We start from the raw sequence: 24,542 nt of genomic DNA, 5'->3' as shown, positions 1-24,542 counted from the left end.
GCGTACCGGAATAATTCAATCCGCTTCCCCCACACGCGGCAGCGGTCACGACGACCGTTCACGCCTGATCAGACAGCCGGAACGCCCGGACAACCGTGGGCTGGGAGAGAATGTTGAGAGCACGACGCATAAGGGGAGCGGCTGCCGCAGTGGCAGTCGGCGTGATGGGGGTGCTGGCCTTCGAAGGGCTGGCCGACGGCTCGGCCGACACCGGAAGGGCAGCGACCTCCGGGCCGGTCAAGGCCGCCGTCCACCGCATCGCATTGAAGCCCGGCACGGACGGGAACGTGGCGCTCGGGGATCGTTCCACCGAGCCCTTCAGTCTGCTCGGCGTGAGCTGGACCAACCCCAGGGCCAAGGCGCCCAAGAAGGTCGAAGCGCGCACCCGTGACGCGAAGACCGGTGCGTGGTCGCAGTGGTTCACCGTGGGAGAGAATGACGCCCGGGGGGACGTTCCGGTGAAGGGCGAGCGGGGAGCGACCGAGCCCTACTGGGTCGGGCCTTCCAACGGCGTCCAGTTGCGCGTCCTGGCGGGCAGCAAAACCTCGACCGCCCTACCGCACGGCCTGCGCCTCGACCTGGTGGATCCCGGAAAGGCCGCCACCGCCGACCCCGCCCCGGCCGCGTACACCCTCGATGATCCCAGTGCCTCCGCCTCCGCCTCGGACAGCGCGACGCCCGCCGATACGCCGACCGGCACGCCCACGGACGCGGCGACCGACACCCCCACTCCGGCCGACACTCCCACCACGGCGACGGACTCCCCCTCGCCGAGCGACACGCCGACCCGGGCCCCGACCAGCGATGCCCCGTCCGCCTCGCCGAGCGACACGGCGACGGCCTCGGCCTCACCTTCGCCGAGCGCCTCCGCCACCAGCGGGCCGCCCTCCACCGCACCCGAGCCGCCGATCGTCTCGCGCTCCACATGGGGCGCCGACACCACGGGCATCACACCGGAGGACCCTCCGACGTACAACACGGACGTGAAATCGGTCTTCGTCCACCACACGGACGGGACCAACGACTACAGCTGCGCAGATTCCGCCTCGATTGTGCGTGGTATTTACATCTATCACGTCAAGACCAACGGCTGGAACGACATCGGGTACAACTTCCTGGTCGACAAGTGCGGCACCATCTTCGAAGGCCGCGCAGGCGGCGTCGATATGCCGGTACTCGGCGCGCACACCTACGGCTGGAACCGCGAGAGCGCCGGCATCGCCGTCCTGGGCAACTACACCTCCACCGGCGCGTCCACGGACGCGCTGACGTCGATCGCCCGGCTGGCCGGATGGAAGCTCGGTCAGTACGGCGCCGACCCCGCCGGCACCGTCCAGCTCACCGCTGGAGCGACCCAGAAGAACTACTTCGGCACCAGCTACACGGCCGACACGAAGTACACCTTCAACCGGATCTCCGGACACCGCGATGGCTACAACACCGAGTGCCCCGGCAACTCGCTGTACGCCCAGCTGCCCACCATCCGCAGCTTGGCATCCGGCCCCGTCGCCGGTTTGAAGATCACCTCGGTATCCGGGGCCGGTCTGTACAACTCGGCCTACTACACCAAGTCCGGCATCACCGTTCGCTGGTCGGCCACCACTCCCGCAGTCCTGATCAAGAGGTACGAGCTGCTGGTCGACGGCAAGGTCGTCGCCACCACCTCCGGCACCAGCGCCTCCGCGTCGGCCACCCTGGCGCTGGGCACGCACAAGGTCGCGGTGCGGGCCGTGCACCAGTCGGGGAAGACGGCGACCACCGCCGCCACCACCGTCATCGCCGAGACCACCGCCCCGACCTTCACCACGACACCGAAGCTCACCCTGCGGACCGGCACGGTCAACACCACCGCCGTCCCGGTCCGCCTGGACTGGAAGGCAACCGACAACGCCGCCCTCCAGAACGTCAAGCTGCTGTCCCCGACCACCGCGACGTTCGGCCCGACGACCACCACTTCCAACCGCACGGTCGCGTCCGGCACCGCGTCCACCTGGTCCATGCGCGCCTACGACTACGCGGGCAACTACCGCACCTCCTCGCCCTCCTACACGCCCGTCATCCTCCAGGAGTCCTCGGCGGTGAAGTCCGGTAGCTGGACGACCAAATCCTCCTCCAGCTACCTGGGCGGCAAGTCGTACTCGAGCGGCAGCAAGGGCGCCAGCCTGACCTGGACCTTCACCGGCCGTTCCGCGGCCTGGGTGGTCTCCCGGGCATCGACCTCCGGCCAGGCGTACGTCTATGTGGACGGCACCAAGGCCGCCACCGTCGACCTGCGCTCCTCCTCGACGATGTACCGCAACGCCATCTGGACGAAGTCCTGGTCCACCAGCGCCAAGCACACCGTCAAGATCGTCGTCGTCGGCACCAGCGGCCGCCCGACCATCACCTCCGACGGCCTGGTCTACATCAAGTGACCAGCCGCGCCTGACCCACGAGAACGGGGCGCGGCCGGTGGCCGGCCGCGCCCCGCACACATCTCAAGCTCAGTGACCGGAGGGCGGCTCGAAGCAGCCGGTCTCCATGTACGGGCCATTCGTCCGCACCTCGTAGTTGGTCTTCTGCACAAAGGCCGTGACGCAGGCGTCGTCATGTACGCGAAGGCCGACCAGGGCTCCCTCAGGCGTCACGTAGTGGTCGGTCTCGAAGCGTGGTGACATCCCCTTCACGGTGAGCGTCCCGCCGAGCCGCTTGCCCCCGGCCCCGGTCCGCTCCTCCTCGTACCCGAGCTTCAGCATCGCCGCGCGCACGCTTTCGACGTCCCACTTCTTCTCTTTCCAGAGCCGCCTGAGCACGGGCTCGATGCGGTCGGCCTCCTTGCGCGCGGCCTCCGCGCTGTCGGCGGACATCGCACCGGGGCGGCGGAAAGCGTTGTTCTCGTTGTAGTGCGGGGCGCCGTCGCCCGCTCCGGGCTCCACATAGGGGGTGGCGCCGGGGGAACTCTGGCCGGAGCTCGGGGGCGGGTTCGGGACGCCGGCCGCCGAGTCCGTGACGCGCTGCTCACCGCAAGCGGTCAGGGATATGGCGGTCCCCAGGAGGAGAGCGACCGCGGCGAAGCGTCTTCGCCGCTCGCGCGTTGAGGTCAACATGGTCGTGACTCTGCCACGAATTGGGTAGCGGCGTGCCGGCCCGTGGCTGATCATCGAAGGATGCGTCCGCTGAAGCACGGCTACACCAACCGCACCATCGGCGACGGCGCTGTCGTGCGGAAGACCTACGCGGGTCCGGACGCCGAGCTCAGGCTCGACCGTGAGCGCACGCTGTTGACCCGGCTCCAGGGACGGCTCCCCGTGCCACCGGTGCATGAGGCCGACACCGGCACCCTCACGCTCGGCTTCATGACCGGCGTGCCCGGCCAGGAGCTGCTGGACGCCGGCCGCGCCGCGGAGGTCCTGGAGGCGTGCGGGGCGCTGCTGCGGCGCATCCACGGGACTGAGGCGAGCGTGCGGGGCGCGGTGTTGGTGCACGGCGATTACGGGCCCAACAACCTGCTGCTCGACCCCGTCACCTTCCGGGTCACCGCCGTGGTCGACTGGGAGTTCGCCCATCTCGGGGACCCGGTCGAGGACCTGGCCTGGTGCGAGTGGATCGTACGGATGCACCACCCCGAGCACCGCCACGCCCTCGACGCCTTCTTCCGCGCGTACGGCGAGGATGCGGTGCCGCCCTGGCCGGTCCGCCAGGCCGCCATGCTGGCCAGATGCGAGTCCCTGCGGGAGTTCTGCCACCGCTGGGAGCCGAACGGCGCGGGGGTGACCCTGTGGCGGGAGCGTGCGGCCGCGACGGCGGGTTGGCAGGAGTAACCGAGGAGACGAAGACGTGGTCAATGGTTCCGCGCACGACGGCGATACGGTGCTGACGGTGCGCCCCGAACTCGCGGACGAGGAGCTCAACGAGCTGTTCAGCGCCTCATGGCCGGATCACAGCCCGACCGCCTTCGCACCGCTGCTGGCCCGCAGTCTGTTGTGGATCGCCGCGCACCGGGACGACCGGCTCGTCGGATTCGTCAACGTCGTCGGCGACGGAGGTCTCCACGCCTTCATCCTGGACACCACCGTGCACCCCGACGAGCGTCGGCAGGGGCTCGGGGTGCGGTTGGTGCGTGTGGCGGCGGATGAGGCGAAGGCATATGGCGCGGAGTGGCTGCATGTCGACTACGAGCCGCACCTTGAGTCCTTCTACGGGCAGTGCGGATTCCGGCCCACCGCCGCGGGTCTGATGCGGCTCTGAGCGACGAGCTGCCCGATCATCACCCGCCCAGGGGAACCCGTCGCGCGAGCACCTTTCGGTGGCTGATCCGCCAGCCCTGGTCCATGCGCACGATGGTGTCCTCGTATGTCAGACTCCCGGTCGTACCGTCGGCGTAGACGCCGATTCCCTTGGAGCGCGCGTGCACCCGGCCGTCGGCCTGCTCGCTCAGGACGGTGTTCGTGACATGGTGTCCGACCGGGTTCAGCTCGCCCAGGGCGCGCCCGGCCTCGGCGCAGGCCGCCACTCCCCTCAAGACCTCGTGCCCGAAATCCGTGACGTCGTAGATGACGTCGGTGGTGAACACCTCGTCGAAGCGGTCGAGTTCTCCGCTGTCGCACAGATGCCCGTGCATCGCGATCAGCTCGGTGATGGCGCAGCGATCTTCGCAGGTGAGAGTCATTGGCGATCCTCAAGGCGGCAATACGGGGAGTTCCCCGGTTCATTGCGCGGTACTGTAAACAGGGACGTCCCCGTATCGCAACCAGGGAGCATGGCGATGACGCGTCCGGATCCGTTGATGGCCCCGCGACCACGCAGGGCGGACGCGGCAAGGAGCGTCCAGTCGCTACTCGCCGCGGCGAAAACGCTCTTCGACGAGCACGGCCCCGACGTCGCGCTGGACGAGGTGGCGCGCCGGGCGGGCGTCGGCAACGCGACGCTCTACCGCCACTTCCCCACCCGCCAGGACCTGATCGTGGCGGTGTACGCGGATGAGGTGACGCTCCTCTGCGAGCAGGGCGCCGACCTGCTTGCATCCGAGTCGGCGGCTGACGCGCTGTTCATCTGGCTGGACAGTTTCGTCGTCCACGTCGCCGCGAAACGCGCCTTGGCGTTGGCCGGGACCGCGGACAGCGCTCAGCGGCGCACCACATTGTTCGACCACTGGCACACGGCCATGCGATCCACCGCACAGAAACTGCTCACCAGAGCCCAACACGGCGGGGCAGTCGACACGGACCTGACGGTGGACGACATGCTCGCGCTGACGAACGCCGCAGCTCTCGCCGGCAGCAGCGCGGATCACGCACGGCAACTCCTGCGCCTCCAGTGGCGCGGCTTCGCGAGTGGTGCCCGAGCACTCCCGTAGCTACCGCCTCAGCTCGCCGACGCGGCCCGCTCCGCGCGCTCCGCCCGCTCCGTCGTCGCGATCGTCGCCGACCCCACGACCCGCGTCCCGTCGTACAGCACGATCGCCTGGCCCGGGGCCACGCCCCGGACCGGCTCGGTGAAAGTCACGCGCAGTTCGCCGGCGCCATCGACGGGCTCGGCCGTCACCTCGGTCTCGCCGCCGTGGGCGCGCAGTTGGGCGGTGTATGTGGCGGGGCCGGTGGGTGGGGTGCCGCACCAGCGGGGGGTGATGGCGGTGAGGGCCGTGACGTCGAGTGCCTCGACGGGGCCGACGGTGACGGTGTTGTTCACCGGGGAGATGTCCAGGACGTAGCGGGGCTTGCCGTCGGGGGCGGGGTGGCCGATGCGCAGGCCCTTGCGCTGGCCGATGGTGAAGCCGTACGCGCCGTCGTGGGTGCCGAGCCTGCGGCCGTCCTCGTCGACGATGTCGCCCTCGGCCGTGCCGAGGTGCTTGGCCAGGAAGCCCTGGGTGTCGCCGTCGGCGATGAAGCAGATGTCGTGGCTGTCCGGCTTCTTGGCGACGGCCAGGCCGCGCCGCTCGGCCTCCGCGCGGATCTCGTCCTTGGTGGTGAGGGTGTCGCCGAGCGGGAACATGGCGTGGGCCAGCTGGCGCTCGTCGAGGACGCCGAGGACGTACGACTGGTCCTTGGCCATGTCGGAGGCGCGGTGGAGCTCGCGGCTGCCGTCCTCGTGGTGGACGACGGTGGCGTAGTGACCGGTGCAGACCGCGTCGAAGCCGAGCGCCAGCGCCTTGTCGAGCAGCGCCGCGAACTTGATCTTCTCGTTGCAGCGCAGGCAGGGGTTGGGGGTGCGCCCGGCCTCGTACTCGGCGATGAAGTTGTCCACCACGTCCTCGCGGAAGCGCTCGGCGAGGTCCCACACGTAGAAGGGGATGCCGATGACGTCCGCGGCCCGGCGGGCGTCGCGCGAGTCCTCGATGGTGCAGCAGCCGCGGGCGCCGGTGCGGAAGGACTGCGGGTTGGCGGAGAGCGCGAGGTGGACGCCGGTCACGTCATGGCCCGCCTCGGCCGCGCGCGCGGCCGCCACCGCGGAGTCGACACCGCCGGACATGGCGGCGAGGACGCGCAGGCGACGGCCGTCGCGGGGACCTGTGGGCGCACCGGGGAAGTCATTCATAACCCCTCCAGGGTAGGCCCTGGGGAGTGGAGGCCCGGCGCCCCACCGGGTCGTTACGGAATGTTGCGGGACACCTGCCGTCAGTCGCCGTTCGCGCGGTCCAGGATGCGCTGTGCCAGGTCCAGGGCCTGGTCCACGTCCTTGGCCAGATAGATCAGATCCACGAAGGCGTGGCCCACCCCCGCCTCCGCCTCCGCCCTGGCCAGCACCGTCGCGATGTCCTCGACGGAGGCCTCGGCGTAGGGGTTGACCCGCAGGATCGCGTCGAGCGCGGCGGGGTCCCGGCCCTCGCGCCCGGCCGTCTCCCGGATGAGCTCCATGGGGCGGACGACGTCCGCCTCGGGGTCGAACGGGGCGGGCGGGACGGCGATCGGCAGCCAGCCGTCGGCGCGCCGGGCCACCCGGCGGAGGGCGGCGGGGGCGAAGGCCGCGAGGTAGACGGGCGGGTGGGGGCGGGAGGCGGGCTTGATGTCGACATACGAGGCGGGCACGGTCCAGTGCTCGCCGCGGTGTTCGACGGGGTTGGCCGTCCACCACGCGGTCAGGACGTCGAGGGTTTCGTCGAGGCGGCGGCCGCGCTCGGCCATCGGGACGTTCACGGCCTCGTACTCCTCGGGGGACCAGCCGGTGCCGAGCCCGACCAGCAGGCGTCCCCCGCTGAACGCGTCGATGGTGGTGAGGGCGCGGGCGAGCGTGCTCGGCGGGTACCAGGGGGCGTTGATGACGTTGCTGCCCAGCTGGACCCGCTCGGTGACGGCGGCCGCGGCGGCGAGGACGGCGAAGGGGTCCAGGGCGGCGCGGAATTCCGGCGGAATCGTGTCGGCTCCCGCGTATCCGACGGTCGGCTCGACCGGGTCGAGCAGCCGGTCGCCGACCCACAGACTCGCCGCGCCGAATTCCTCGGCCTGCCGCGCGAACCGCGCCACGTCCTCCGGGTGGTGCGCCAGAGCGCCGAACTGGGGAAGCGCGAACCCGATACGCATGCTGTTCACTCCTCATCGAATCGTTGAGTAGCCGGGCCTTAAAATGGTCCAACTTTCATCTACCCAGGGGTGGTGTGGTCGGCCCGTCGAACGCAGGGTTCACGCCATGATCGGACAGCGGCTGTGGAACCGGACGCGGCTCGCCGCCCGTTGAGAACTTCGTGAACGAGACCACGGACGCCGCGGAGCACGCGGGCTCCGGCAAGGACAGCGGCCAGGAGCCGCCCGGTGACGGGGCGCCCGGCGGCCGGCGCCGGCCCGGGCGGCGGACGCTGCTGTTCGGCGGGGTCGCCGCCGGTCTTGCCGCTGTCGGCTACGGAGCGCGGGACGAGCTGGAGCGGCTGTGGTGGCGGCTGCCCGGCGTCGACCAGCCGCGCGAGGAGGGCGCGGTCGACTACCCGGGCGCGCAGTGGGCCGCGGCCTCGCCGGAGAACTGGCGGCGGGCGGACCGGCCGTACGACTACACCGTCGACCGGGTGGTGATCCATGTCGTCCAGGGCAGCTTCAACGACGCGCTGGCGGCGTTCCGGAACCCGGAGCACGGCGCCGCGGCGCACTATGTGGTGCGCCGCGACGGACGTATCGCGCAGACGGTCCGCGAGTTGGACGTCGCGTTTCACGCGGGAAACCGCCCGTACAACGAGCGCAGCGTCGGCATCGAACACGAGGGGTTCGTGGACCGGCCGAGCTCCTTCACGGAAGCGATGTACCGCGCCTCGGCGCGGCTGACGGCCAGGATCTGCGAGCGGTACGGATTTCCGGCGGACCGCGAGCACATCGTCAACCACTCCGATGTGCCGGGCACCGACCACACCGACCCCGGGCGGCACTGGGACTGGGACCACTATCTGCGGCTGGTGCGTGCGGCCATGGCACCAGACCGGTGAGCTTCGGTTTTACGGGGTCGCGGGCTTGCGCGGTTTACGGGAGCCAGATGTGCCCGTTGTGCATGAAATCCAGCTCGCGCGGCGTCGTCACCGGCCGGCCGTTCGCGTCTTTCATCCCGGGAGCGAAGTAGGAGCCGTACGCGTTATAGACGGCGGAAGCGCGATTCCAGGGGCTGCGCACTTCATGCCATACGGAGTCCTTGGAGACGTCCACGGTCGCCACCGTGGGGTTTTGGTCCTCGCCGCCGGTGACGAAGGTCGAGATGTTCACCGGGGCCGGAGTTCCCTCTTCCCGGCGTATCCGGATAACCGAGGCGGCCTTGTACCCCTGGTCGTCCTTCGAGGTCGCGGCCTGCTACGACATCCGGTTCCTAGCTCAGGCCCGCGCCGCGCGCCCGCTCCACCACCGGGCCGATCGCGTCCGCCACCGCCTCCACATCCGCCTTGGTGGAGGTGTGGCCGAGCGAGAAGCGCAGCGTGCCGCGCGCCAGGTCGGGGTCCGTGCCGGTGGCCAGGACGACATGGCTGGGCTGGGCGACGCCCGCGGTGCAGGCCGAGCCGGTCGAGCACTCGATGCCCCGCGCGTCCAGCAACAGCAGCAGCGAGTCGCCCTCGCAGCCGGGGAAGGAGAAGTGCGCGTTGGCCGGGAGGCGGCCGGCCGGCTCCGGGTCGCCGCCCAGGATCGCGTCGGGGACGGCGGCCTGGACGGCGCCGATCAGCACGTCGCGCAGCGCGCCGATCTCGCGGGCGAACTCCTCGCGGTGCGCGGCGGCGTGGGCGGCCGCGACCGCGAAGGCCGCGACGGCCGGGGTGTCGAGCGTGCCGGAGCGCACCTGGCGCTCCTGGCCGCCGCCGTGCAGCAGCGGCGCCGGGGTCCACTCGCGGCCCAGCAGCAGCGCGCCGATGCCGTACGGCCCGCCTATCTTGTGGCCGCTGACCGTCATCGCGGCCAGGCCCGAGGCGGCGAAGTCGAGGTCGAGCTGGCCGAAGGCCTGGACCGCGTCGGCGTGCAGCGGGATGCCGAACTCACCCGCCACGGCGGCCAGTTCCGGCACCGGCATGACCGTGCCGATCTCGTTGTTGGCCCACATCACGGTCGCGAGGGCGACGTCCGAGGGGTCGCGGGCGATCGCCTCCCGCAGCGCGTCGGGGTGCACCCGCCCGTACGCGTCGACGGGCAGCCACTCGACCCGCGCGCCCTCGTGCTCGGCGAGCCAGTCGACGGCGTCGAGGACGGCGTGGTGCTCGACGGGGCTGGCGAGCAGTCGGGAGCGGGCGGGGTCGGCGTCCCTGCGGGACCAGTACAGTCCCTTCACCGCGAGGTTGTCGGCCTCGGTCCCGCCCGAGGTGAAGACGACTTCGCTCGGGCGCGCGCCCAGCGAGGCCGCGAGCGATTCGCGGGACTCCTCGACGGTACGGCGCGCCCGGCGGCCGGCGGCGTGCAGTGAGGAGGCGTTGCCGGTGACGGCGAGCTGGGCGGTCATCGCCTGCACCGCCTCCGGAAGCATCGGGGTGGTGGCGGCGTGGTCGAGGTAAACCATGGTGGACCCGATTCTACGAGCCTGACCGGGGGCGCGTACGGGGCGCACAGGGAGCGCACGCCACACCCGGACCGCTTGCCTTGGAGTGCGCTCCAACTCCTACGGTCTTCGACATGAGCAACGCGAACGACAAGATCAAGCGGGAGCGGTACGAGTACGGCATGGAGGTGCTGAGCCGGATCGACGGCGAGGTGGGGCAACGGGTGGTGGAGTCGCTGGCCGACATCTCCCCCGAGCTGGGCCACCAGGTCGCGGCCTGGGCCTTCGGCGACATGTACGCCCGCCCGGAGCTGGCCCCGCGGGACCGGCAGCTGGTCACCCTCGGCATCCTCACCGGCCTCGGCGGCTGCGAGCCGCAGCTGGAGGTGCACATCAACGCCTCCCTGAACGTGGGGCTCACCCCGACCGAGATCACCGAGGCGCTGCTGCACTCGGCGGTCTACTGCGGCATACCCAAGGCGCTCAACGCCACCTTGGTCGCCAAGAAGGTCTTCGCCGAGCGCGGCCTGCTGCCCGTCCCCGCCACCAACCGCTAGAGCTGAGCGAGGGCCCTGGCGCTCCCCGGCTCAGCCCCGCATGTGCAGCAGCTTCGTCGCCAGCAGCGTGATGTGCTTGCGCCACTCCGCCGACGCCGCGTCCCGCTCCTCGGTGGCCTCGGCCGGGCCGGTCTGGGTGAGGATCAGGCGGGCGCCGTGGCCGGTGCCGTCGGTCAGCCGCCAGCGGACCAGGCCGGCCGGACGGCCGCCGCGCAACCAGTCGTAGGTCAGCTCGCGGGGCGCGGCCACGTCCACGACCGGGCCGGGCGGGACCGCGTCCGTCCGGAAGCCGATCGGCACCGCGCCGCCCTCCACGGGCTCCTCGGCGCCGGAGGGGCCGGTCAGCGCCTGCCACACCGTCTCGGCCGGGCGGACCAGCTGCCGCTCGAACCGCAGCCGCCAGCCGTCCTCGGTGATCTCCACGACCCCCTCGGCCAGCCCGAACGCCTCGACATAGCGCTCGTGCAGCTCGGCCGTGTCCCCGGCGATCCCCGCCTCCCCGCCCTCCAGCAGGGTGGCAAGCGCCGAGACGCAGGTGTGCCAGCCGGAGGCGAAGCTGGCCGCGCCGAAGCGGTCACGGAAGGTGTGGGTGAGGGTCAGCGCACAGCCGTCGCCCTCGGGCCGCAGCTCCCAGCGGAGCAGGTCCTCGCCCCAGGTGAAGGCGAAGACGCGCGGCGGGTCGAGCTCCGTGACGGCGCCGTGGGTGTCCGGTACGTCATGCCCGGGGAAGACGAAGTCCACCCGCCCGCCGACCTGTGCATCCAGCCTGACCTCGGCGGGGAACCAGTGGGCCATCAGGGCGGGCTCGGTCAGGGCCCGCCAGACCTCCTCCGGCGGATGGGCGATCCGCCGCTCCAGGCGCAGGGCGGAACGGCCGCCCTCGGTCGAGCTCAGCGTGTCCTTCACGGCATTTCTCCCGGTTTCCACCATCAGACCCGCCCCTCGCCATCCAACCACGATGGTGCTCCGGGGCGGGAAGACGCCCCGCTCAGACCTCCTCGACCGCCGTGCTGCGCCGGTTCCACGCGCGCGGCGCGCGCCATCCGAACCGCATCGCCAGCAGCCGGACCGCGAACGCCACGGCGGCCGCGAGTGCGCTGGTGGCGCCCGTGAGCGCGTCGAAGTGGATGAGCAGCGCCGCGATCGTCGCGCCCACGATGGCCGGGACCGCGTACAGGTCGCGGTCCCAGCGCAGCACCGAGGGCACCTCGTGGGCGAGGAGGTCGCGCAGCACCCCGCCGCCGATCGCCGTGGTCATGCCGAGGACGGCGCAGAAGGTGAGGCCGAGCCCGTGGTCGTACGCCTTCATGGTGCCGGTGACGCAGAACAGCCCGAGCCCGGCCGCGTCGAAGACGCCCACCGCCACCGTGATCCGCTCCACCTCGGGGTGCAGAAAGATCACGATGACGGTGGCGACGAGCGGGGTGAGGAAGTAGCCGAGGTCGGTGAAGGCGGCCGGCGGCACGGCGCCGATGACCAGGTCCCGGAACACCCCGCCGCCCAGCGCGGTGACCTCGGCGAGCACCGCCATGCCGACGACGTCGAAGTTCTTGCGCACGGCGAGCAGGGCGCCGGATATCGCGAAGACGAAGATTCCGGCGAGGTCGAGCGAGTGCTGGACGGACGGGCTGAACAGATCGATGAACACCCGACATTTTTACTCATCTGTCGGGCATCCCCTTTTCTCGGGCCGCCCCCGGCCACCCCGGCGGCCCCGCCGCCCCGGTTACTCCGGCTTCTTCTCCACCTTGTTCTCCGGCTTCTGCTCCGTCTTCGCGGCCGCCTCGGGCTCGGATACGGATTCCGGGTGGTGGCAGGCCACCTGGTGGCCGGTCGCCAGCGCGATCAGCGGCGGCTCCTGCTGCTTGCACACCTCGGTCGCCTTCCAGCACCGGGTGTGGAACCGGCAGCCGGACGGCGGCGAGATCGGCGAGGGCACATCGCCCTTGAGCAGGATCCGCTCGCGCTTGGCGCGCCGCCTGGGGTCCGGCACCGGCACGGCCGAGAGCAGCGCCTTGGTGTACGGGTGCATGGGGCGCTCGTACAGGTCCTTGCGGTCCGCCAGCTCGACGATCTTGCCGAGGTACATCACCGCGATCCGGTCCGAGACATGCCGGATGACGGACAGGTCGTGCGCGATGATCACATACGTGAGGCCGAGCTCCTCCTGGAGGTCGTCCAGCAGGTTGACCACCTGAGCCTGGATCGAGACGTCCAGCGCCGAGACCGGCTCGTCGGCGACGACCAGCTTGGGCTTGAGCGCGAGCGCCCGGGCGATGCCGATGCGCTGGCGCTGGCCGCCGGAGAACTCGTGCGGGTAGCGGTTGTAGTGCTCGGGGTTGAGGCCGACCACCGACAGCAGCCGCTGCACCTCCGCCTTGACGCCGCCCTCGGGTTTGACTCCCTGGAGCCGGAAGGGCGCACTGACGATGGTGCCGATCGTGTGCCGGGGGTTCAGCGAGGAGTACGGGTCCTGGAAGATCATCTGCACATCGCGGCGCATCGGCCGCATCCCGGCGGTGCCGAGATGTGTGATGTCCTTGCCCTCGAACTCGATCTTCCCACGGGTGGGTTCCAGCAGCCGGGTGATCAGCCGTCCCATGGTGGACTTGCCGCAGCCCGACTCGCCCACCACGCCCAGGGTCTCCCCGGGCCGTACGTCGAAGTCCAGGCCGTCCACCGCCTGCACCGCGCCGGCCTGTCGCTGCAACAGCCCCTTCTTGATGGGGAAATGCTTGACCAGGCCGGACACCTTGAGCAGGGGTTCGGGGGTCGTGGTCGCCTGCTCCGGGACCGTCATCTTCGGATCCTTCGTGTCCGTCACAGCTTCGGCGCAATCTCTTCGGTCCAGATCCGCGTGCGCTCCTCCTGCGTCATATGGCACGCGGAGAAGTGCCCGCCGTCCGCATCCTTCCCGCGCAGCTCACGCAGATCCGGCCGCTCCGTGCGCGTGATGTTGTCCTTGGGCACATCGGCGTACGGGCAGCGCGGGTGGAAGGCGCAGCCGGACGGCACATTGATCAGGCTGGGCGGGGAGCCCTTGACCGGGATGAGGCGCTCGGTCTGGTCGCGGTCGATGCGCGGCATCGAGCCGAGCAGGCCCCAGGTGTAGGGGTGCTGGGGCTCGTAGAAGACCTTCTCGGCCGGGCCGCGCTCGATGCAGCGGCCGCCGTACATCACCAGCAGGTCGTCGGCGAGCTCGGCGACGACGCCCAGGTCGTGGGTGATGATGATGACGGCGGAGCCGAACTCCTTCTGGAGATCCCGGATGAGGTCGAGGATCTGCGCCTGCACGGTGACGTCCAGGGCGGTGGTCGGCTCGTCGGCGATCAGCAGCTCGGGGTTGTTGACCAGCGCCATCGCGATCATCGCGCGCTGCCGCATACCGCCGGAGAACTCGTGCGGGTAGCTGTCCACCCGCTTGTCCGGCTGGGGGATGCCGACGCGGTCCAGGAGCTCGATGGCGCGCTTGCGGGCCACGTCCTTGGAGACCTCGTTGTGGACCCGGTACGCCTCGGCGATCTGACGGCCGATGGTGTAGTAGGGGTGCAGCGCGGACAGCGGATCCTGGAAGATCATCGCCATGTCGCGGCCGCGGAGCTTGCGCACCTCGTCCGGGTCGGCGCCCAGCAGCTCCCGCCCGTTCAGCCAGATCTCGCCGGAGATCCGCGCCTTGCGCCGGCCGTACTGCCCGGCGGTGTGCAGGCCCATGATGCCCAGCGAGGTGACGGACTTGCCGGAGCCGGACTCGCCGACGATGCCGAGCGTCTTGCCCTTCTCCAGCCGGAAGCTGAGCCCGTCCACGGACTTGACCAGGCCGTCGTCCGTCGGGAAGTGCACCTGGAGGTCACGCACCTCCAGGAAGGCGGTGGGGGCGGGGGAACCGGCCGCGGCCACCTCCCCGAGCGCGGTGCCGGTGGCCGGCAGCTCGCCGCCGGGCGTCTCAGGCGTCTCAGGCTTCTCGGACTTCTCGATTTCGGTCATCCGAGCCTCACTCGCGGGTCGACGACGGCGTACAGGAGGTCCACGATGAGGTTGGCCACCACGATGAACAGGGCCGCCATCAAGGTGACGCCGAGGATGACCGGAAGGTCCTTGTTGCTGATCGCGGTCACCGCGAGCCGGCCGAGGCCCGGCAGGTTGTACGTGGTCTCGGTCAGCACCGCGCCGCCCAGCAGGGCGCCGAGGTCCAGGCCGAGCAGGGTGAGGATCGGGGTCCAGGTGGAGCGCATGGCGTGCCGTCCGATCACGACCCGCTCCCGCAGGCCCTTGGCGCGGGCCGTGCGGATGTAGTCCTCGCCCATGATCTCCAGCATGGTGGCGCGGGTGAGCCGGGCGTAGGTCGCGGCGTAGAGGAAGGCCAGCGTGATCCAGGGGAGGATCAGGCTCTGGAACCACATGGCCGGGTCGTCGCTGATGCTCGTGTAGTCCGCGTCGATCCAGTTCAGTTGGTAGCTGAAGATGGCCAGGGAGAGCAGACCGGTGAAGTAGATGGGCAGCGAGACACCGGCGAGGGCGACGCCCATCGCGGCGCGGTCCCACAGGGTGCCCCGGCGCAGCGCGGAGACGACACCGGCGGCGACACCGCCGACCAGCCACAGCACACAGGCGCCCGCGGCGAGCGAGAGGGTGACCGGCATGGCGTCGGTCAGCTGCGGCCACACCGCCTGCTCGGTGCGGAAGGAGTAGCCGAAGCAGGGCGCGGGGCAGTGGGTGACGTCGTTGCCGTTGGCGTAGTCACGGCCGGCGAACAGACCCTCGACAAAGTGCCAGAACTGCACCAGCAGCGGATCGTCGAGGCTCAGCTTCTGTCTGATGCCCTCGATGGCCTCCGGGTCGGACTGTTTGCCGACGAAGAGGAGCGCGGGATCGGAACCGGCCCACTTCGGGATCATGAAGAAGATGGCGAAGGTCGTGAGCGTGACGACCAACAGCATCATGATGACGGCGAACAAGCGCCGGATGACATAAGCAAGCACTGTGCGCGGCCCGGCGGCGGTCCGGGGCCCCCGATCGGGGAGCGCCCGGACCACCGCCCGCGGCCATCACCTGCCCTTCGGGCCTATCGAGATCGGCGATGGTGGGGTGTGACGGTCGCTTGGCGAACCATCACTTGACGACGCCGAGCTGGGAGTAGTCGTAACGGCCGTTGTAGGCCCCCGACGAGAAGGCGTTCGTCAGCCGCGAGCTGCGCCAGGTGATGTTCTTCTCGTAGAGGAAGGGCATCTGCACGGCCTTGTCGGCGATGGCGTGGTTGATCTTCTTGTAGATCTCGCCCGCCGCGGCCGGGTCGGTCTCCTTCAGCGCCTCGTCGAAGTACCCGTTGATCTTCGGGTCGTTGGTCTCGGAGACGTTGTAGTTACCGGTCTGCTGGATGAAGCGGCCGTCGATCAGCGGCTGCTCGAAGCCCTGGCCGGTCGGGAAGTCGGGGCCCCAGCCCGTCATGGACAGACCGTAGCCGCGCTTCTTCATCACCTCGGGGGAGCCGGTGATGCTCGCCGAGGAGGCGCCGTCGATGTTGTTGACCTCGATGTCGATGCCGACCTTGGCCAGCGACTCCTGAAGCGTCTCGGCGGCCTCGACCTCGTTCGGCTGGTCCGTACGGGCGACGATGTTGGTCTTGAAGCCGCCCGGCTTACCGCACTGCTTCAGCTCGTCCTTGGCCTTGGCCGCGTCCGGCGCGCCCTTGCGCTCGAGGACGCCGTACGGATCGTAGTCGTCCGCGCCCGCGATGCTCTTGGGGAGCATGGTGGTGGCGATGTCACCGGCGGCCTGCGGGCCACCGCGGGTGGTCTGAAGCGCCTCGAAGTCGGTGGCGTAGAAGACCGCCTTGCGGCAGTGGACGTTGTCGAACGGCTTGACCTTGGTGGCGAAGTCGACGTAGCGGACGAAGCTCGTCGGGATGTTGTCGACGTTGCCCTTGTGCTGCTTGATCGCTTCGCTGCGGCCAGCCTGGCTCATGCCGGTGGCGCTGAGGAAGACGTCGTAGTCGCCCTTGATCAGCCGCTGGTCGATGGCGTCCAGGTTGGAGTTGAAGTCCACCGTGATCTTGTCCGGCAGGGCCGGGCGGATCGGGTCGGAGGACTTCTTCCACTTGTCGTTGCGGACCAGCACCGCGCCCTTGCCCGGCTTGTACGACTCGACCTTGTACGGGCCGGAGGAGAAGGGCTGGTTGGTGTACTTGGCGGCGGTGTCCTTGTCGGCCTTCACCGGGGAACCGGTGGGCATGGCCAGCATCTGCTCGAAGTCACCGTTGGGCTTGGGCAGACGGAAGATGATGGTCTTCGCGTCCGGCGTCTCGATCGCCTTCAGGCCCAGCTTGTCCTTGGAGGTGTCCTTGTACGGGCCTTTGTACTCGCCCTTCGGGTCCAGGACCTGGCGCAGATAGGCCGGGCCGCCGGAGATGACGTCCTTGGCCCAGATGCGCTCGATGCCGTACTTGACGTCCTGGGCGGTGATCGGCGAGCCGTCCTCCCAGGTGATCCCGTCGCGCAGGGTGTAGGTGTAGGTCTTGCCGTCGTCGGTGATCTTGGCGTTGGAGGTGGCCAGGTCGGGGACGAGGGTGTTGCTCTCCTTGCCCGGCTTGGGCGCGTAGGTGATCAGTTGTCGCGTGTAGAACCGCGAGAAGTCCCAGGCGAAGCCGTAGTACTGGCGCTGCGGGTCGAGCGAGTCGAAGTCCTGCTTGTTGACGAACTTGAGCGTGCCGCCCGTCTTGGTCGACTTGCTGGCGATGCCCGTCACCGCGGCGTTGAAACCGGCGCCCTCGCCCTTGTCGTCTTTGGAGCCGCCGCCGCACGCCGCGGTGGCCATCAGGGCACCGACGGTGAGCGCCGCACCGGCGATCCGCCTACTTCTCGACGAACGTAGGGGTTTCATTGTTTCTTGCAACCTCCGGGATATGGGTCCTTGGCATGGCGCCGGGGAACCTTCGGGTGACCGCCGCCTGACAGGTGCGGCAGGGGCAGATTCGTATCGGTGCGGCTGGGCCGCGGCCGCGCGGGTCGCCGTCAACGCGTCCCCTTCGGGTCGAGGGCGTCGCGGACGCCGTCACCGAAGAGGTTGAACGCCAGCACGGTGATGAAGATCGCCAGACCCGGGATGATCATGAACATGGGGTCGTCCTGATAGGTGCCGACGGCCTTGGAGAGCATCTGACCCCAGGAGGCGGTGGGCGGCCTCACGCCCGCGCCCAGGAAGCTGAGCGCCGCCTCGGTGAGGATGTTGGTGGGGATCATCAGCGTGGCGTAGACGGTGATGGGCGCGACCAGGTTGGGCAGCAGCTCCCGGAAGAGGATGTAGCGCCGGCCCGCGCCCAGGCTGCGCGCCGCCTCGACGTACTCCTTCTCGCGCAGCGACAGCGTCTGGCCGCGCACGATGCGGCCGACGTACGGCCAGCCGAAGAAGCCGATCACCGAGACCAGGATGGCGATGCGCACCCCGCTGCCGGTCAGCCCCAGCAGTTCGTTCGGGAGCACGGAGACCAGGGAGATGATGAACAGCAGCTGCGGGAAGGCCAGCAGCATGTCCATCACGCGGCTGATAACGGTGTCAATCCAGCCGCCGAAATACCCCGCGATGATGCCGAAGACGGTCCCCAGCACCACGGCGACGACCGCCGCGAGGAAGGCCACCAGCAGCGAGATCCGCGCGCCGTAGACGATCCGGCTGAACACGTCGCGGCCGTTCGACGGTTCGACGCCGAAGATAAAGTCGGAGCTGATGCCGCCCATCGAACCCTTCGGGGTGCCGAACAGCGGGTCGATCTCCTCCTGGTGGAACTCGTTGGGCGGGTGCCCCAGCAGGCTCACGATCAGCGGCGCGAAGATGGCCACCAGCACCAGGAAGACGACCACGGCCCCACCGGCCAGCGCGAGCTTGTCCCGCTTGAGGCGCGTCCAGGCGATCTGACGCAGCGACCGCCCTTCGACCGAGGCCTTGACTACATCCGCTGCGACATCGACGGATGCGTCCGGCTCCGCATCCGTGCCTGTGCTGTGCAATGGTGCCGTCATGGTGGTGGGGACCCCTCTCGACCGGTGGTGACCGGCCCACGACCTGCCGCTGTAGCGGCGTGGTTCACAAACGCAGGTGAAAGTTGTGCTCGTGGTGCGGAAGTTTTATGGAGGAGAGGCACACGCTACCCACAGGTACGGACACCTCCTGTTGCGGGAGTCTTCATCGCGCTTGTGATCACCCGCCAGCCCATCACGGCAATGGATGCCTAACCGTGATGTGGTGAGGAGTGTTCCGTTATCCGGAACACAACTCCGCTGAGCGGTGCGGAATGTCCCGTTAACAGGACTGTCAAACGGGAGTGTTAGGGCGCGAAGGGGCGCGGAGCGCAGCGCGTGAGCGCGCGCGGACGTCCCGGGGCGCGCCGAACAAGGCGGTTACCAGGCGCTCGGCGCGGGCCCCGACCGCTGGCCGCCGTGCGGCGGCGGGTATCCGTAGCCATGGGCGGGGGCGGGCTGGGCCGACCCGAACGCGTCCCGGTCGAAGAACGGACGCGCGCTGGCCCGCATCCACATCGCCACCGGGTCGTACTCGTCGGACATCGCGACGGTGGACACCGGCAACCCCTCGGGCACCGCGCCCACCGACTGGCGCATCATCACCCGGGCCGACTCCACGGCCGCGGCGCCGCCGTCGTACAGATCCAGCCCGATGGCCAGATACGGCGCGCCGAGCGCGGGCTGCACCCAGGCGCGGCGCAGCGACCGCACCGCGGGCGTGCGATGCGCGTTCTGTCCCAACAGGGCGTAGAACTGCGGGAGTTCGAGGGAGGGCTCGCTGAGCCGCAGCGGCCCCGCGGGCAGCCGGTCCAGGCCGCAGGCGATTCTGCGCAGATCGAGCCAGGGGATGCCGACGCCGCCGCCGGGGGCGTGCGGATTGAGCCACAGGCCGTACCGGTCGGGGAAGAGGGATGCCGCGATCTGGCGCCCGCTCACCACCTCGTGGGCGCGGCTCCAGCCGCTGGCGGCGAGCTCCTGAGCGGAGGTCACACAGGGGGCGTAGCCGAGCCCGCCCACGTCCATGTTGCCGTACTGCGCGTCGGGCGAGCCGGGCGCGCCCTGCCACAGCAGCATCCACACCTGGCCTTCGGCGAGGGCGTACAGCAGCGACTCATAGGCGTCATACCGTCCCGGAGCGACCTGCTGAAGCATCCGCTCGACGTGGCCGCCTCCCGCGCTCACCTGGGTCCGCCCCTCTCTCGGCCTGTCCACACCGCTACCAAGGGCGCACGGACGCGCCCCGCCACCGGTCATCCAACCAGCTTACGGGCCCCTACAGTGGTCTCCTGGGCGACTCAGCGGTCACGGTCGTAGAACGGTCGCACCCGCTCGCGCATCCAATCGGCCACCGGATCCTGCGCGATGTCCAGCAGAACCAGCTGAACCGTCCACGGCAGCGGCACCGTGCCGAGCGCCCGTCCGAGCGCGTCCACCGCGCCGGCCTGGCCCTCCGGGCCGGGGAGGTCCAGCTCGACGCCGACGAACAGCGCGGGCGGCTCCCCCTCGACGCTGGCCAGGGCGCGCCGGGCGGACCGCAACCCGGCCACCTTGCCGAACTCGAGCCCGGCGGCCGCCAGGAAGTCGACCGGCTCCTCCTGCCAGTCCGGCTCGAACAGGCGCACCCGGCCGCCGGTGACCGGGCCGTCCAGCTCGGAGCGCCCGGTGCGGCACAGCTCGGCCACGGCGGGCGGCGGAAGCGGAACGCCGACGGCGCCGCCGGGGTTCACGGCGATGCCGAGCTGGGGCGGCAGGCCGCGGGCGAACTCGACGGCCGGGGCGACGGTGAACGTCATATGGGCGCCGACGACCTGAAGGAACTGCTGCTCGGAGCTGAACACCGGCACATACGCGGCGCCTTCGATCTCCATGGTGGGCAGGTCCAGGTCACTGTTGTCCGGGCCGCCGCCGTTGGGCAGCGGGACCCAGACGTGGCTGCGGGCCAGGGTCTCGACGATCCGGGCGCCGGCGCCGGGGACGTCGACCGAGGCCGCGAGCACTTCCTCGAGCTCGTTGCCCGGGAACCCGGGAGCCTCGGAAAACGCAGGGAACGCACCGTCAGGGAACCCTCCGTGAGCCGGTGCTGGACCGTGCTGCTCCGGGATGCTCATTTCCGCCTCAACCGCCATCTCGTCCGACCTGCACAGGAACCCTAACGGCTGTATGGACTTGCGGCATCGGCGGCCGGTGATCTCCACAGCAAATCCCCAGGCCGAAGGGGAGGCAACGCCCGATCCCGGACAGCTTTTGACAGTCTTTTGACCATTTCTGAACGTAATCGTCAAGTTGCGCTCGGTTTGCGCCCCTCGCACCGTGGTGCCGAGTACGCCCATACGTCACCACAGCGAAGGAAGGTCTCATGATCCGCGCGTCTCGCAAGGCCGAAGTCCTCGTCACCTCTGTCATGGCCGGCTCCCTGCTGTTCGGCACCGCCGGTCTGTCCGCCGCCACGGTCGGCGGAAACGGGGGCACGGCCGGCGCCAAGGCCCCCGCCCCCACGGCGCTCGCCAAGGAGCCGCTGACCGCGGCCCAGACCCAGGCGATGCGCGATCTGCGCGTCCTCCTCGATCGGGTCGCCGACCTGGCCATGGCGGTGGAGGAGGCCCCCGGCGGGATGCTCTCCGAGGCCGAGCTGGTCAAGCACGCGACGGCGATCGACAGCGCGGTGAAGACCGCCCGCAAGTCCGCCGAGGCGGCCCAGGGCCCGAACGCCACCACGCAGGGCCGGGAGCGCCGCGACGACACGCCGCCCGGGCAGGAGCAGGGACAGGACCAGGGCCAGGGGCAGCAGCAGGGCCAGGGGCAGAACGCGGGCCAGGGCCAGGGCCAGGTCACCGTGCCGCCGCAGGCCGCCGACCAGGGCAACCAGAACAACCAGGGCATGAAGCCGCCCCAGGCCGCCGGGCAGGGAGAGACCGCGACCCCGCCGTACGCCCAGACCATGCCGACGGACGTCTCGACGGACCCGCTGGACGAGCTCCAGCGGGCGATCGACGACCTGCTGGACGCCGTCGCCGCGGGCGACGCGGACGCGGCCGCCGCGGCGCTCCCCCGTATCGGCGACGCCATCCTGGAGCTGCTCAACGCCCTCATCGGCCCGCTCCCCGGGATGGACCTCCCGATGACGCCCCCGATGCTGCCGCTCCCGGACGAGGCGTCGACCGTCGCCGTGGAGGCGTCCGCCCTCGCCGCCCGGACGCCCGCCCCGAAGCCGAACCCGGAGAAGCCCGGTACCGAGAAGCCCGGCGCCGCGGAGAAGCCCGGTACCGAGAAGCCGGGAGCCGCCGAGAAGCCGGGCACCGAGAAGCCGGGCGCCCAGGACCAGCAGGGTGCCCAGAAGCCCGGTGCCCAGAAGCCGAGCGCGAAGCCCAGCGCCCCGAACCAGAACGCCAACCAGCCCGGCGCCATGAGGCCCGGTCAGAAGCCCGCGGCGAAGCCCGCCGCGCCGAAGCCCTTCACCACCGCCGCCACCCCGCTGTCCGCCGCCGAGGCGACCGACGACGCCGTCGCCCCCATGCCGCTGCCGCGCCCGGTGGACGCAGCCTCCGACCAGGGTTGATGAAGGCCGTCTCCCCCTGCCCCGCCGCGCGTCACTCGAAGCCGATCCGGCGCAGTGCGCTCGCGGCCGTGCGGTCCAGCACCGCCACCGACGCGCAGCCTTCGGGCGGCCGCCCGCCCTCGGCGGCGACGACCAGCCGGCCCACCGCGCGGCGGTGCCGTCCGAAGGCGTAGCGAGAGACCGCACGGCCGCGCGCGGCCTGCCCCTCCAGGGCCACCGCGGCATCCACGTCCAGCAGCACCATGTGCAGCCGGCGGCCGGTGCGCCGGGCGTCGCGGGCCAGCCAGCGGCGCACCCAGGAGAGGGTGCCGCAGTCGTGCACCACGACGCTGGCGCCCGAGCGCAGCGCCCGGCGCAGCCCGGCGTAGTGGGCGCAGCGCACCAGCGGGCGGTAGAGGGCGTACGGCAGCCAGCGGGGCAGCCGCCGCTCCCAGCGCTCGCGGGCGTCCTGTGAGTCCACCCGCAGCACCGGGCCGCCGGACTGGTCGAGGCCGGGCACGGCCTGGCCGATCATGGTGCTCTTGCCGCTGCCGGGCAGGCCGGAGGCGACCACCATGTCCCCGGTGCGGTAGCGCAGCTCGCGCGCGCCGAGTCCGGGTCTGGACCCGCGGCCGGGTCCGGGCCCGGGCCCGGCCGCGCCGCCGCCGTCGCCGTCACCGCCGCCGCCGTCGCCGTCGCTGCCGCCGCCGCGCAGGTCGTGCACCGCCGCCCGGCGCCCCGGTCTGATCACGCCCCCGGTTGGCGCCGCGCCCTGCGTCACCGGCAGGGGCCCACATGTCGTCCCGTACGTACCCTGCCCCTGCACCGTGATCGTCCTCCTAGGTCGGTCACTGCGGCTCGTCACCGAAGAGTGTCAAGAAAAGGTAATGTCCTTCAAGGTGGTCTTCCTGTGGGCCGGACTTTCATGCCTTGTGAATCGGGGTGAGCGGCGGCGCGGGGCGAGCGGGTCTTCCCTTCTCGGGCGTACGTGCGATGATGTTGCGCGCAACTCCATACCGGCCGCTTGAATCCGCGCGGGAGAGTCCTCGGCCACCGGCAGCAGTGCCGGCCGTCCGGGGCGCCGAAGGAGCAAGTCCTCCCTTGAATCTCTCAGGCCCCGATACCGCGCGGGCGAGGCAGATCTGAAAAGCGAGCCGCTGGCGTGGCTCCACCCACGGTGCAAGCCGGACCGCTCTCCGCGACGACGTCTCCGACGCCGGCCGGGAGAAGGGGTCACGGCGAACCTCTCAGGTTCCGATGACAGATGGGGAGGACTCGTCCTCGTCGTCCTCGTCGCCGTCCCGCCCTGGAGCCAGCCCCATGACCGACGCCCCGTCCCCCTCGTCTCCCCCGTCCGCCTCGTCCGGCCCCCGCCGTACCGCGCTGGACGCGACGCACCGCGCGCTCGGCGCCACCATGACCGACTTCGCCGGCTGGGAGATGCCGCTGCGCTACGGAAGCGAGCGCGACGAGCACACCGCGGTGCGCACCCGCGCCGGACTCTTCGACCTCTCCCATATGGGCGAGATCACACTCACCGGGCCACAGGCCGCCGCCGCCCTGGACCGGGCGCTGGTGGGCCATCTGTCGGCGCTCGCCATCGGCCGGGCCCGCTACACCATGATCTGCGACGCCGAGGGCGGCATCCTGGACGACCTGATCGTCTACCGCCTCGGTGACCAGGAGTTCCTGGTGGTCGCCAACGCCTCGAACGCCCAGGTGGTGCTGGACGCGCTGACCGAGCGCGCCGCGGGCCTGGACGCGGCCGTGCGGGACGACCGTGACGCCTATGCGCTGATCGCCGTCCAGGGGCCGGCCTCGGCCACGATCCTGAGCGGCCTGACCGACGCCGACCTGGACGGCCTCAAGTACTACGCGGGCCTGCCGGGCACGGTCGCGGGCGTCCCGGCGCTGATCGCCCGCACCGGCTACACCGGCGAGGACGGCTTCGAGCTGTTCGTCTCGCCGAAGGACGCCGAGCGGCTGTGGCAGGCGCTGACCGAGGCGGGCGCCCCGGCCGGGCTGATCCCGTGCGGTCTTTCCTGCCGGGACACGCTGCGCCTGGAGGCCGGGATGCCGCTGTACGGGCATGAGCTGACCCGCGGGACCACGCCGTTCGACGCGGGGCTCGGCCGGGTGGTGAAGTTCGGCAAGCCCGGTGACTTCACCGGGCGCGCGGCCCTGGAGACGGCGGCGCGGCAGGCCGAGACCGCCCCGCCGCGGGCGCTGGTCGGCCTGGTCGCGGCGGGCCGCCGGGTCCCGCGCGCGGGGTACGCGGTCGTCGGCGCGGACGGCACGGTGATCGGCGAGGTCACCTCGGGCGCGCCCTCGCCCACCCTCGGGAAGCCGATCGCGATGGCGTATGTGGACGCCGGGCACGCCGCGCCGGGCACGGCGGGGGTGTCGGTGGACATCCGGGGCACCCATGAGCCGTACGAGGTCGTGGCCCTCCCCTTCTACAAGCGGCGCTGAGCGCCCGTCGCGGCCGCCGCCGCTCCTACCGCCTGTCCCACCAGGCAAGACCCGTTTCCCAAG

At 70.8% G+C, this 24,542-nt stretch carries 24 protein-coding genes and 1 riboswitch; of the genes, 8 read left to right on the top strand and 16 right to left on the bottom strand.

Annotation, left to right across the window (positions count from 1 at the left end):
• The first annotated feature begins 110 nt into the window (after positions 1-110).
• Positions 111-2,414, top strand: coding sequence for a peptidoglycan recognition protein (locus ACH4S9_RS13435; RefSeq protein WP_398371737.1), 2,304 nt, complete (start codon positions 111-113; stop codon positions 2,412-2,414).
• 69 nt (positions 2,415-2,483) lie between these two features.
• Here ACH4S9_RS13435 and ACH4S9_RS13430 read toward each other — a convergent pair whose 3' ends face one another.
• Entirely contained in the window at positions 2,484-3,086 is a 603-nt protein-coding gene (locus tag ACH4S9_RS13430; RefSeq protein ID WP_398371735.1) for a hypothetical protein, read from the bottom strand.
• A 60-nt stretch (positions 3,087-3,146) separates the two neighbouring features.
• Between ACH4S9_RS13430 and ACH4S9_RS13425 the strand changes: the two genes are divergently transcribed.
• Together ACH4S9_RS13425 and ACH4S9_RS13420 are read left to right on the top strand one after the other, a co-directional pair.
• A complete protein-coding gene (locus tag ACH4S9_RS13425; protein WP_398371733.1) occupies positions 3,147-3,800 on the top strand; it encodes a phosphotransferase family protein in 654 nt (217 codons plus the stop codon).
• 16 nt (positions 3,801-3,816) lie between these two features.
• Entirely contained in the window at positions 3,817-4,227 is a 411-nt protein-coding gene (locus ACH4S9_RS13420) for a GNAT family N-acetyltransferase (RefSeq protein ID WP_385344375.1), read from the top strand.
• A gap of 19 nt (positions 4,228-4,246) precedes the next feature.
• On the opposite strand, the gene ACH4S9_RS13415 is transcribed toward ACH4S9_RS13420, so the two are convergent.
• A complete protein-coding gene (locus ACH4S9_RS13415; protein ID WP_398371730.1) occupies positions 4,247-4,648 on the bottom strand; it encodes a nuclear transport factor 2 family protein in 402 nt (133 codons plus the stop codon).
• Between the two features lie 96 nt (positions 4,649-4,744).
• On the opposite strand from ACH4S9_RS13415, the gene ACH4S9_RS13410 reads away from it, so the two are divergent.
• A complete protein-coding gene (locus tag ACH4S9_RS13410; protein WP_398371728.1) occupies positions 4,745-5,335 on the top strand; it encodes a TetR/AcrR family transcriptional regulator in 591 nt (196 codons plus the stop codon).
• An 8-nt stretch (positions 5,336-5,343) separates the two neighbouring features.
• Here ACH4S9_RS13410 and mnmA read toward each other — a convergent pair whose 3' ends face one another.
• The gene (gene mnmA / locus ACH4S9_RS13405; RefSeq protein ID WP_385344366.1) at positions 5,344-6,513 is read right to left on the bottom strand and encodes a tRNA 2-thiouridine(34) synthase MnmA; all 1,170 of its coding nucleotides are present in this window, start codon (positions 6,511-6,513) and stop codon (positions 5,344-5,346) included.
• Positions 6,514-6,593: 80 nt separating this feature from the next.
• Entirely contained in the window at positions 6,594-7,496 is a 903-nt protein-coding gene (locus ACH4S9_RS13400) for a TIGR03619 family F420-dependent LLM class oxidoreductase (protein WP_398371726.1), read from the bottom strand.
• 161 nt (positions 7,497-7,657) lie between these two features.
• Here ACH4S9_RS13400 and ACH4S9_RS13395 point away from each other — a divergent pair, with 161 nt between their 5' ends.
• A complete protein-coding gene (locus ACH4S9_RS13395) occupies positions 7,658-8,383 on the top strand; it encodes an N-acetylmuramoyl-L-alanine amidase (RefSeq protein ID WP_385344362.1) in 726 nt (241 codons plus the stop codon).
• 34 nt (positions 8,384-8,417) lie between these two features.
• Here the strand turns inward: ACH4S9_RS13395 and ACH4S9_RS13390 are convergent, their stop codons facing one another.
• Together ACH4S9_RS13390 and ACH4S9_RS13385 are read right to left on the bottom strand one after the other, a co-directional pair.
• Positions 8,418-8,654: a hypothetical protein gene (locus tag ACH4S9_RS13390; RefSeq protein ID WP_385344359.1), complete on the bottom strand. Its 237-nt coding sequence runs from the start codon at positions 8,652-8,654 to the stop codon at positions 8,418-8,420.
• A 100-nt stretch (positions 8,655-8,754) separates the two neighbouring features.
• Positions 8,755-9,924, bottom strand: a complete 1,170-nt coding sequence (locus ACH4S9_RS13385) for a cysteine desulfurase family protein (RefSeq protein ID WP_398371723.1) — start codon at positions 9,922-9,924, stop codon at positions 8,755-8,757.
• Positions 9,925-10,037: 113 nt separating this feature from the next.
• Here ACH4S9_RS13385 and ACH4S9_RS13380 point away from each other — a divergent pair, with 113 nt between their 5' ends.
• A complete protein-coding gene (locus ACH4S9_RS13380) occupies positions 10,038-10,460 on the top strand; it encodes a carboxymuconolactone decarboxylase family protein (RefSeq protein ID WP_398371721.1) in 423 nt (140 codons plus the stop codon).
• Positions 10,461-10,490: 30 nt separating this feature from the next.
• On the opposite strand, the gene ACH4S9_RS13375 is transcribed toward ACH4S9_RS13380, so the two are convergent.
• The 9 genes from ACH4S9_RS13375 to ACH4S9_RS13335 all read right to left on the bottom strand — a co-directional run bounded on the left by ACH4S9_RS13375 (position 10,491) and on the right by ACH4S9_RS13335 (position 20,580).
• Positions 10,491-11,366: an SRPBCC family protein gene (locus tag ACH4S9_RS13375; RefSeq protein WP_398371719.1), complete on the bottom strand. Its 876-nt coding sequence runs from the start codon at positions 11,364-11,366 to the stop codon at positions 10,491-10,493.
• A gap of 82 nt (positions 11,367-11,448) precedes the next feature.
• Entirely contained in the window at positions 11,449-12,108 is a 660-nt protein-coding gene (locus tag ACH4S9_RS13370) for a trimeric intracellular cation channel family protein (RefSeq protein WP_311730329.1), read from the bottom strand.
• A gap of 78 nt (positions 12,109-12,186) precedes the next feature.
• Positions 12,187-13,260 (bottom strand): dipeptide ABC transporter ATP-binding protein, encoded by a 1,074-nt coding sequence (locus tag ACH4S9_RS13365; RefSeq protein WP_361189662.1) that lies wholly within the window; start codon positions 13,258-13,260, stop codon positions 12,187-12,189.
• A gap of 20 nt (positions 13,261-13,280) precedes the next feature.
• The gene (locus ACH4S9_RS13360; protein WP_398371716.1) at positions 13,281-14,444 is read right to left on the bottom strand and encodes an ABC transporter ATP-binding protein; all 1,164 of its coding nucleotides are present in this window, start codon (positions 14,442-14,444) and stop codon (positions 13,281-13,283) included.
• The gene (locus tag ACH4S9_RS13355; protein ID WP_311730332.1) at positions 14,441-15,415 is read right to left on the bottom strand and encodes an ABC transporter permease; all 975 of its coding nucleotides are present in this window, start codon (positions 15,413-15,415) and stop codon (positions 14,441-14,443) included. Before ACH4S9_RS13355 ends, ACH4S9_RS13360 begins: the two co-directional genes overlap by 4 nt.
• A gap of 154 nt (positions 15,416-15,569) precedes the next feature.
• Positions 15,570-17,336, bottom strand: a complete 1,767-nt coding sequence (locus tag ACH4S9_RS13350; protein ID WP_361189659.1) for an ABC transporter substrate-binding protein — start codon at positions 17,334-17,336, stop codon at positions 15,570-15,572.
• 131 nt (positions 17,337-17,467) lie between these two features.
• The gene (locus ACH4S9_RS13345; protein ID WP_398371713.1) at positions 17,468-18,472 is read right to left on the bottom strand and encodes an ABC transporter permease; all 1,005 of its coding nucleotides are present in this window, start codon (positions 18,470-18,472) and stop codon (positions 17,468-17,470) included.
• Positions 18,473-18,850: 378 nt separating this feature from the next.
• On the bottom strand, positions 18,851-19,624 hold the full coding sequence (locus ACH4S9_RS13340) for an enhanced serine sensitivity protein SseB C-terminal domain-containing protein (RefSeq protein WP_398371856.1): 774 nt from the start codon (positions 19,622-19,624) through the stop codon (positions 18,851-18,853).
• 143 nt (positions 19,625-19,767) lie between these two features.
• Positions 19,768-20,580, bottom strand: a complete 813-nt coding sequence (locus ACH4S9_RS13335; RefSeq protein ID WP_311730335.1) for an enhanced serine sensitivity protein SseB — start codon at positions 20,578-20,580, stop codon at positions 19,768-19,770.
• Positions 20,581-20,828: 248 nt separating this feature from the next.
• Between ACH4S9_RS13335 and ACH4S9_RS13330 the strand changes: the two genes are divergently transcribed.
• Complete coding sequence (locus tag ACH4S9_RS13330) at positions 20,829-22,028, top strand: hypothetical protein (protein WP_398371710.1); 1,200 nt, start codon at positions 20,829-20,831, stop codon at positions 22,026-22,028.
• A gap of 31 nt (positions 22,029-22,059) precedes the next feature.
• Here the strand turns inward: ACH4S9_RS13330 and ACH4S9_RS13325 are convergent, their stop codons facing one another.
• Positions 22,060-22,839 (bottom strand): AAA family ATPase, encoded by a 780-nt coding sequence (locus ACH4S9_RS13325; protein WP_398371854.1) that lies wholly within the window; start codon positions 22,837-22,839, stop codon positions 22,060-22,062.
• Positions 22,840-23,032: 193 nt separating this feature from the next.
• Positions 23,033-23,143, top strand: a riboswitch (glycine riboswitch).
• Between the two features lie 184 nt (positions 23,144-23,327).
• On the opposite strand from ACH4S9_RS13325, the gene gcvT reads away from it, so the two are divergent.
• Positions 23,328-24,479 carry a glycine cleavage system aminomethyltransferase GcvT gene (gene gcvT / locus ACH4S9_RS13320; protein WP_311730338.1) on the top strand — a complete coding sequence of 384 codons (1,152 nt, stop codon included), beginning with the start codon at positions 23,328-23,330 and terminating at the stop codon, positions 24,477-24,479.
• Positions 24,480-24,542 lie beyond the last annotated feature (63 nt).

Source organism: Streptomyces sp. NPDC021225, from assembly GCF_044332865.1.
Taxonomy (GTDB): Bacteria; Actinomycetota; Actinomycetes; order Streptomycetales; family Streptomycetaceae; genus Streptomyces.
Note: the sequence above shows the minus strand (reverse complement) of the source record. Positions and strands in the feature narration are given on the sequence as shown.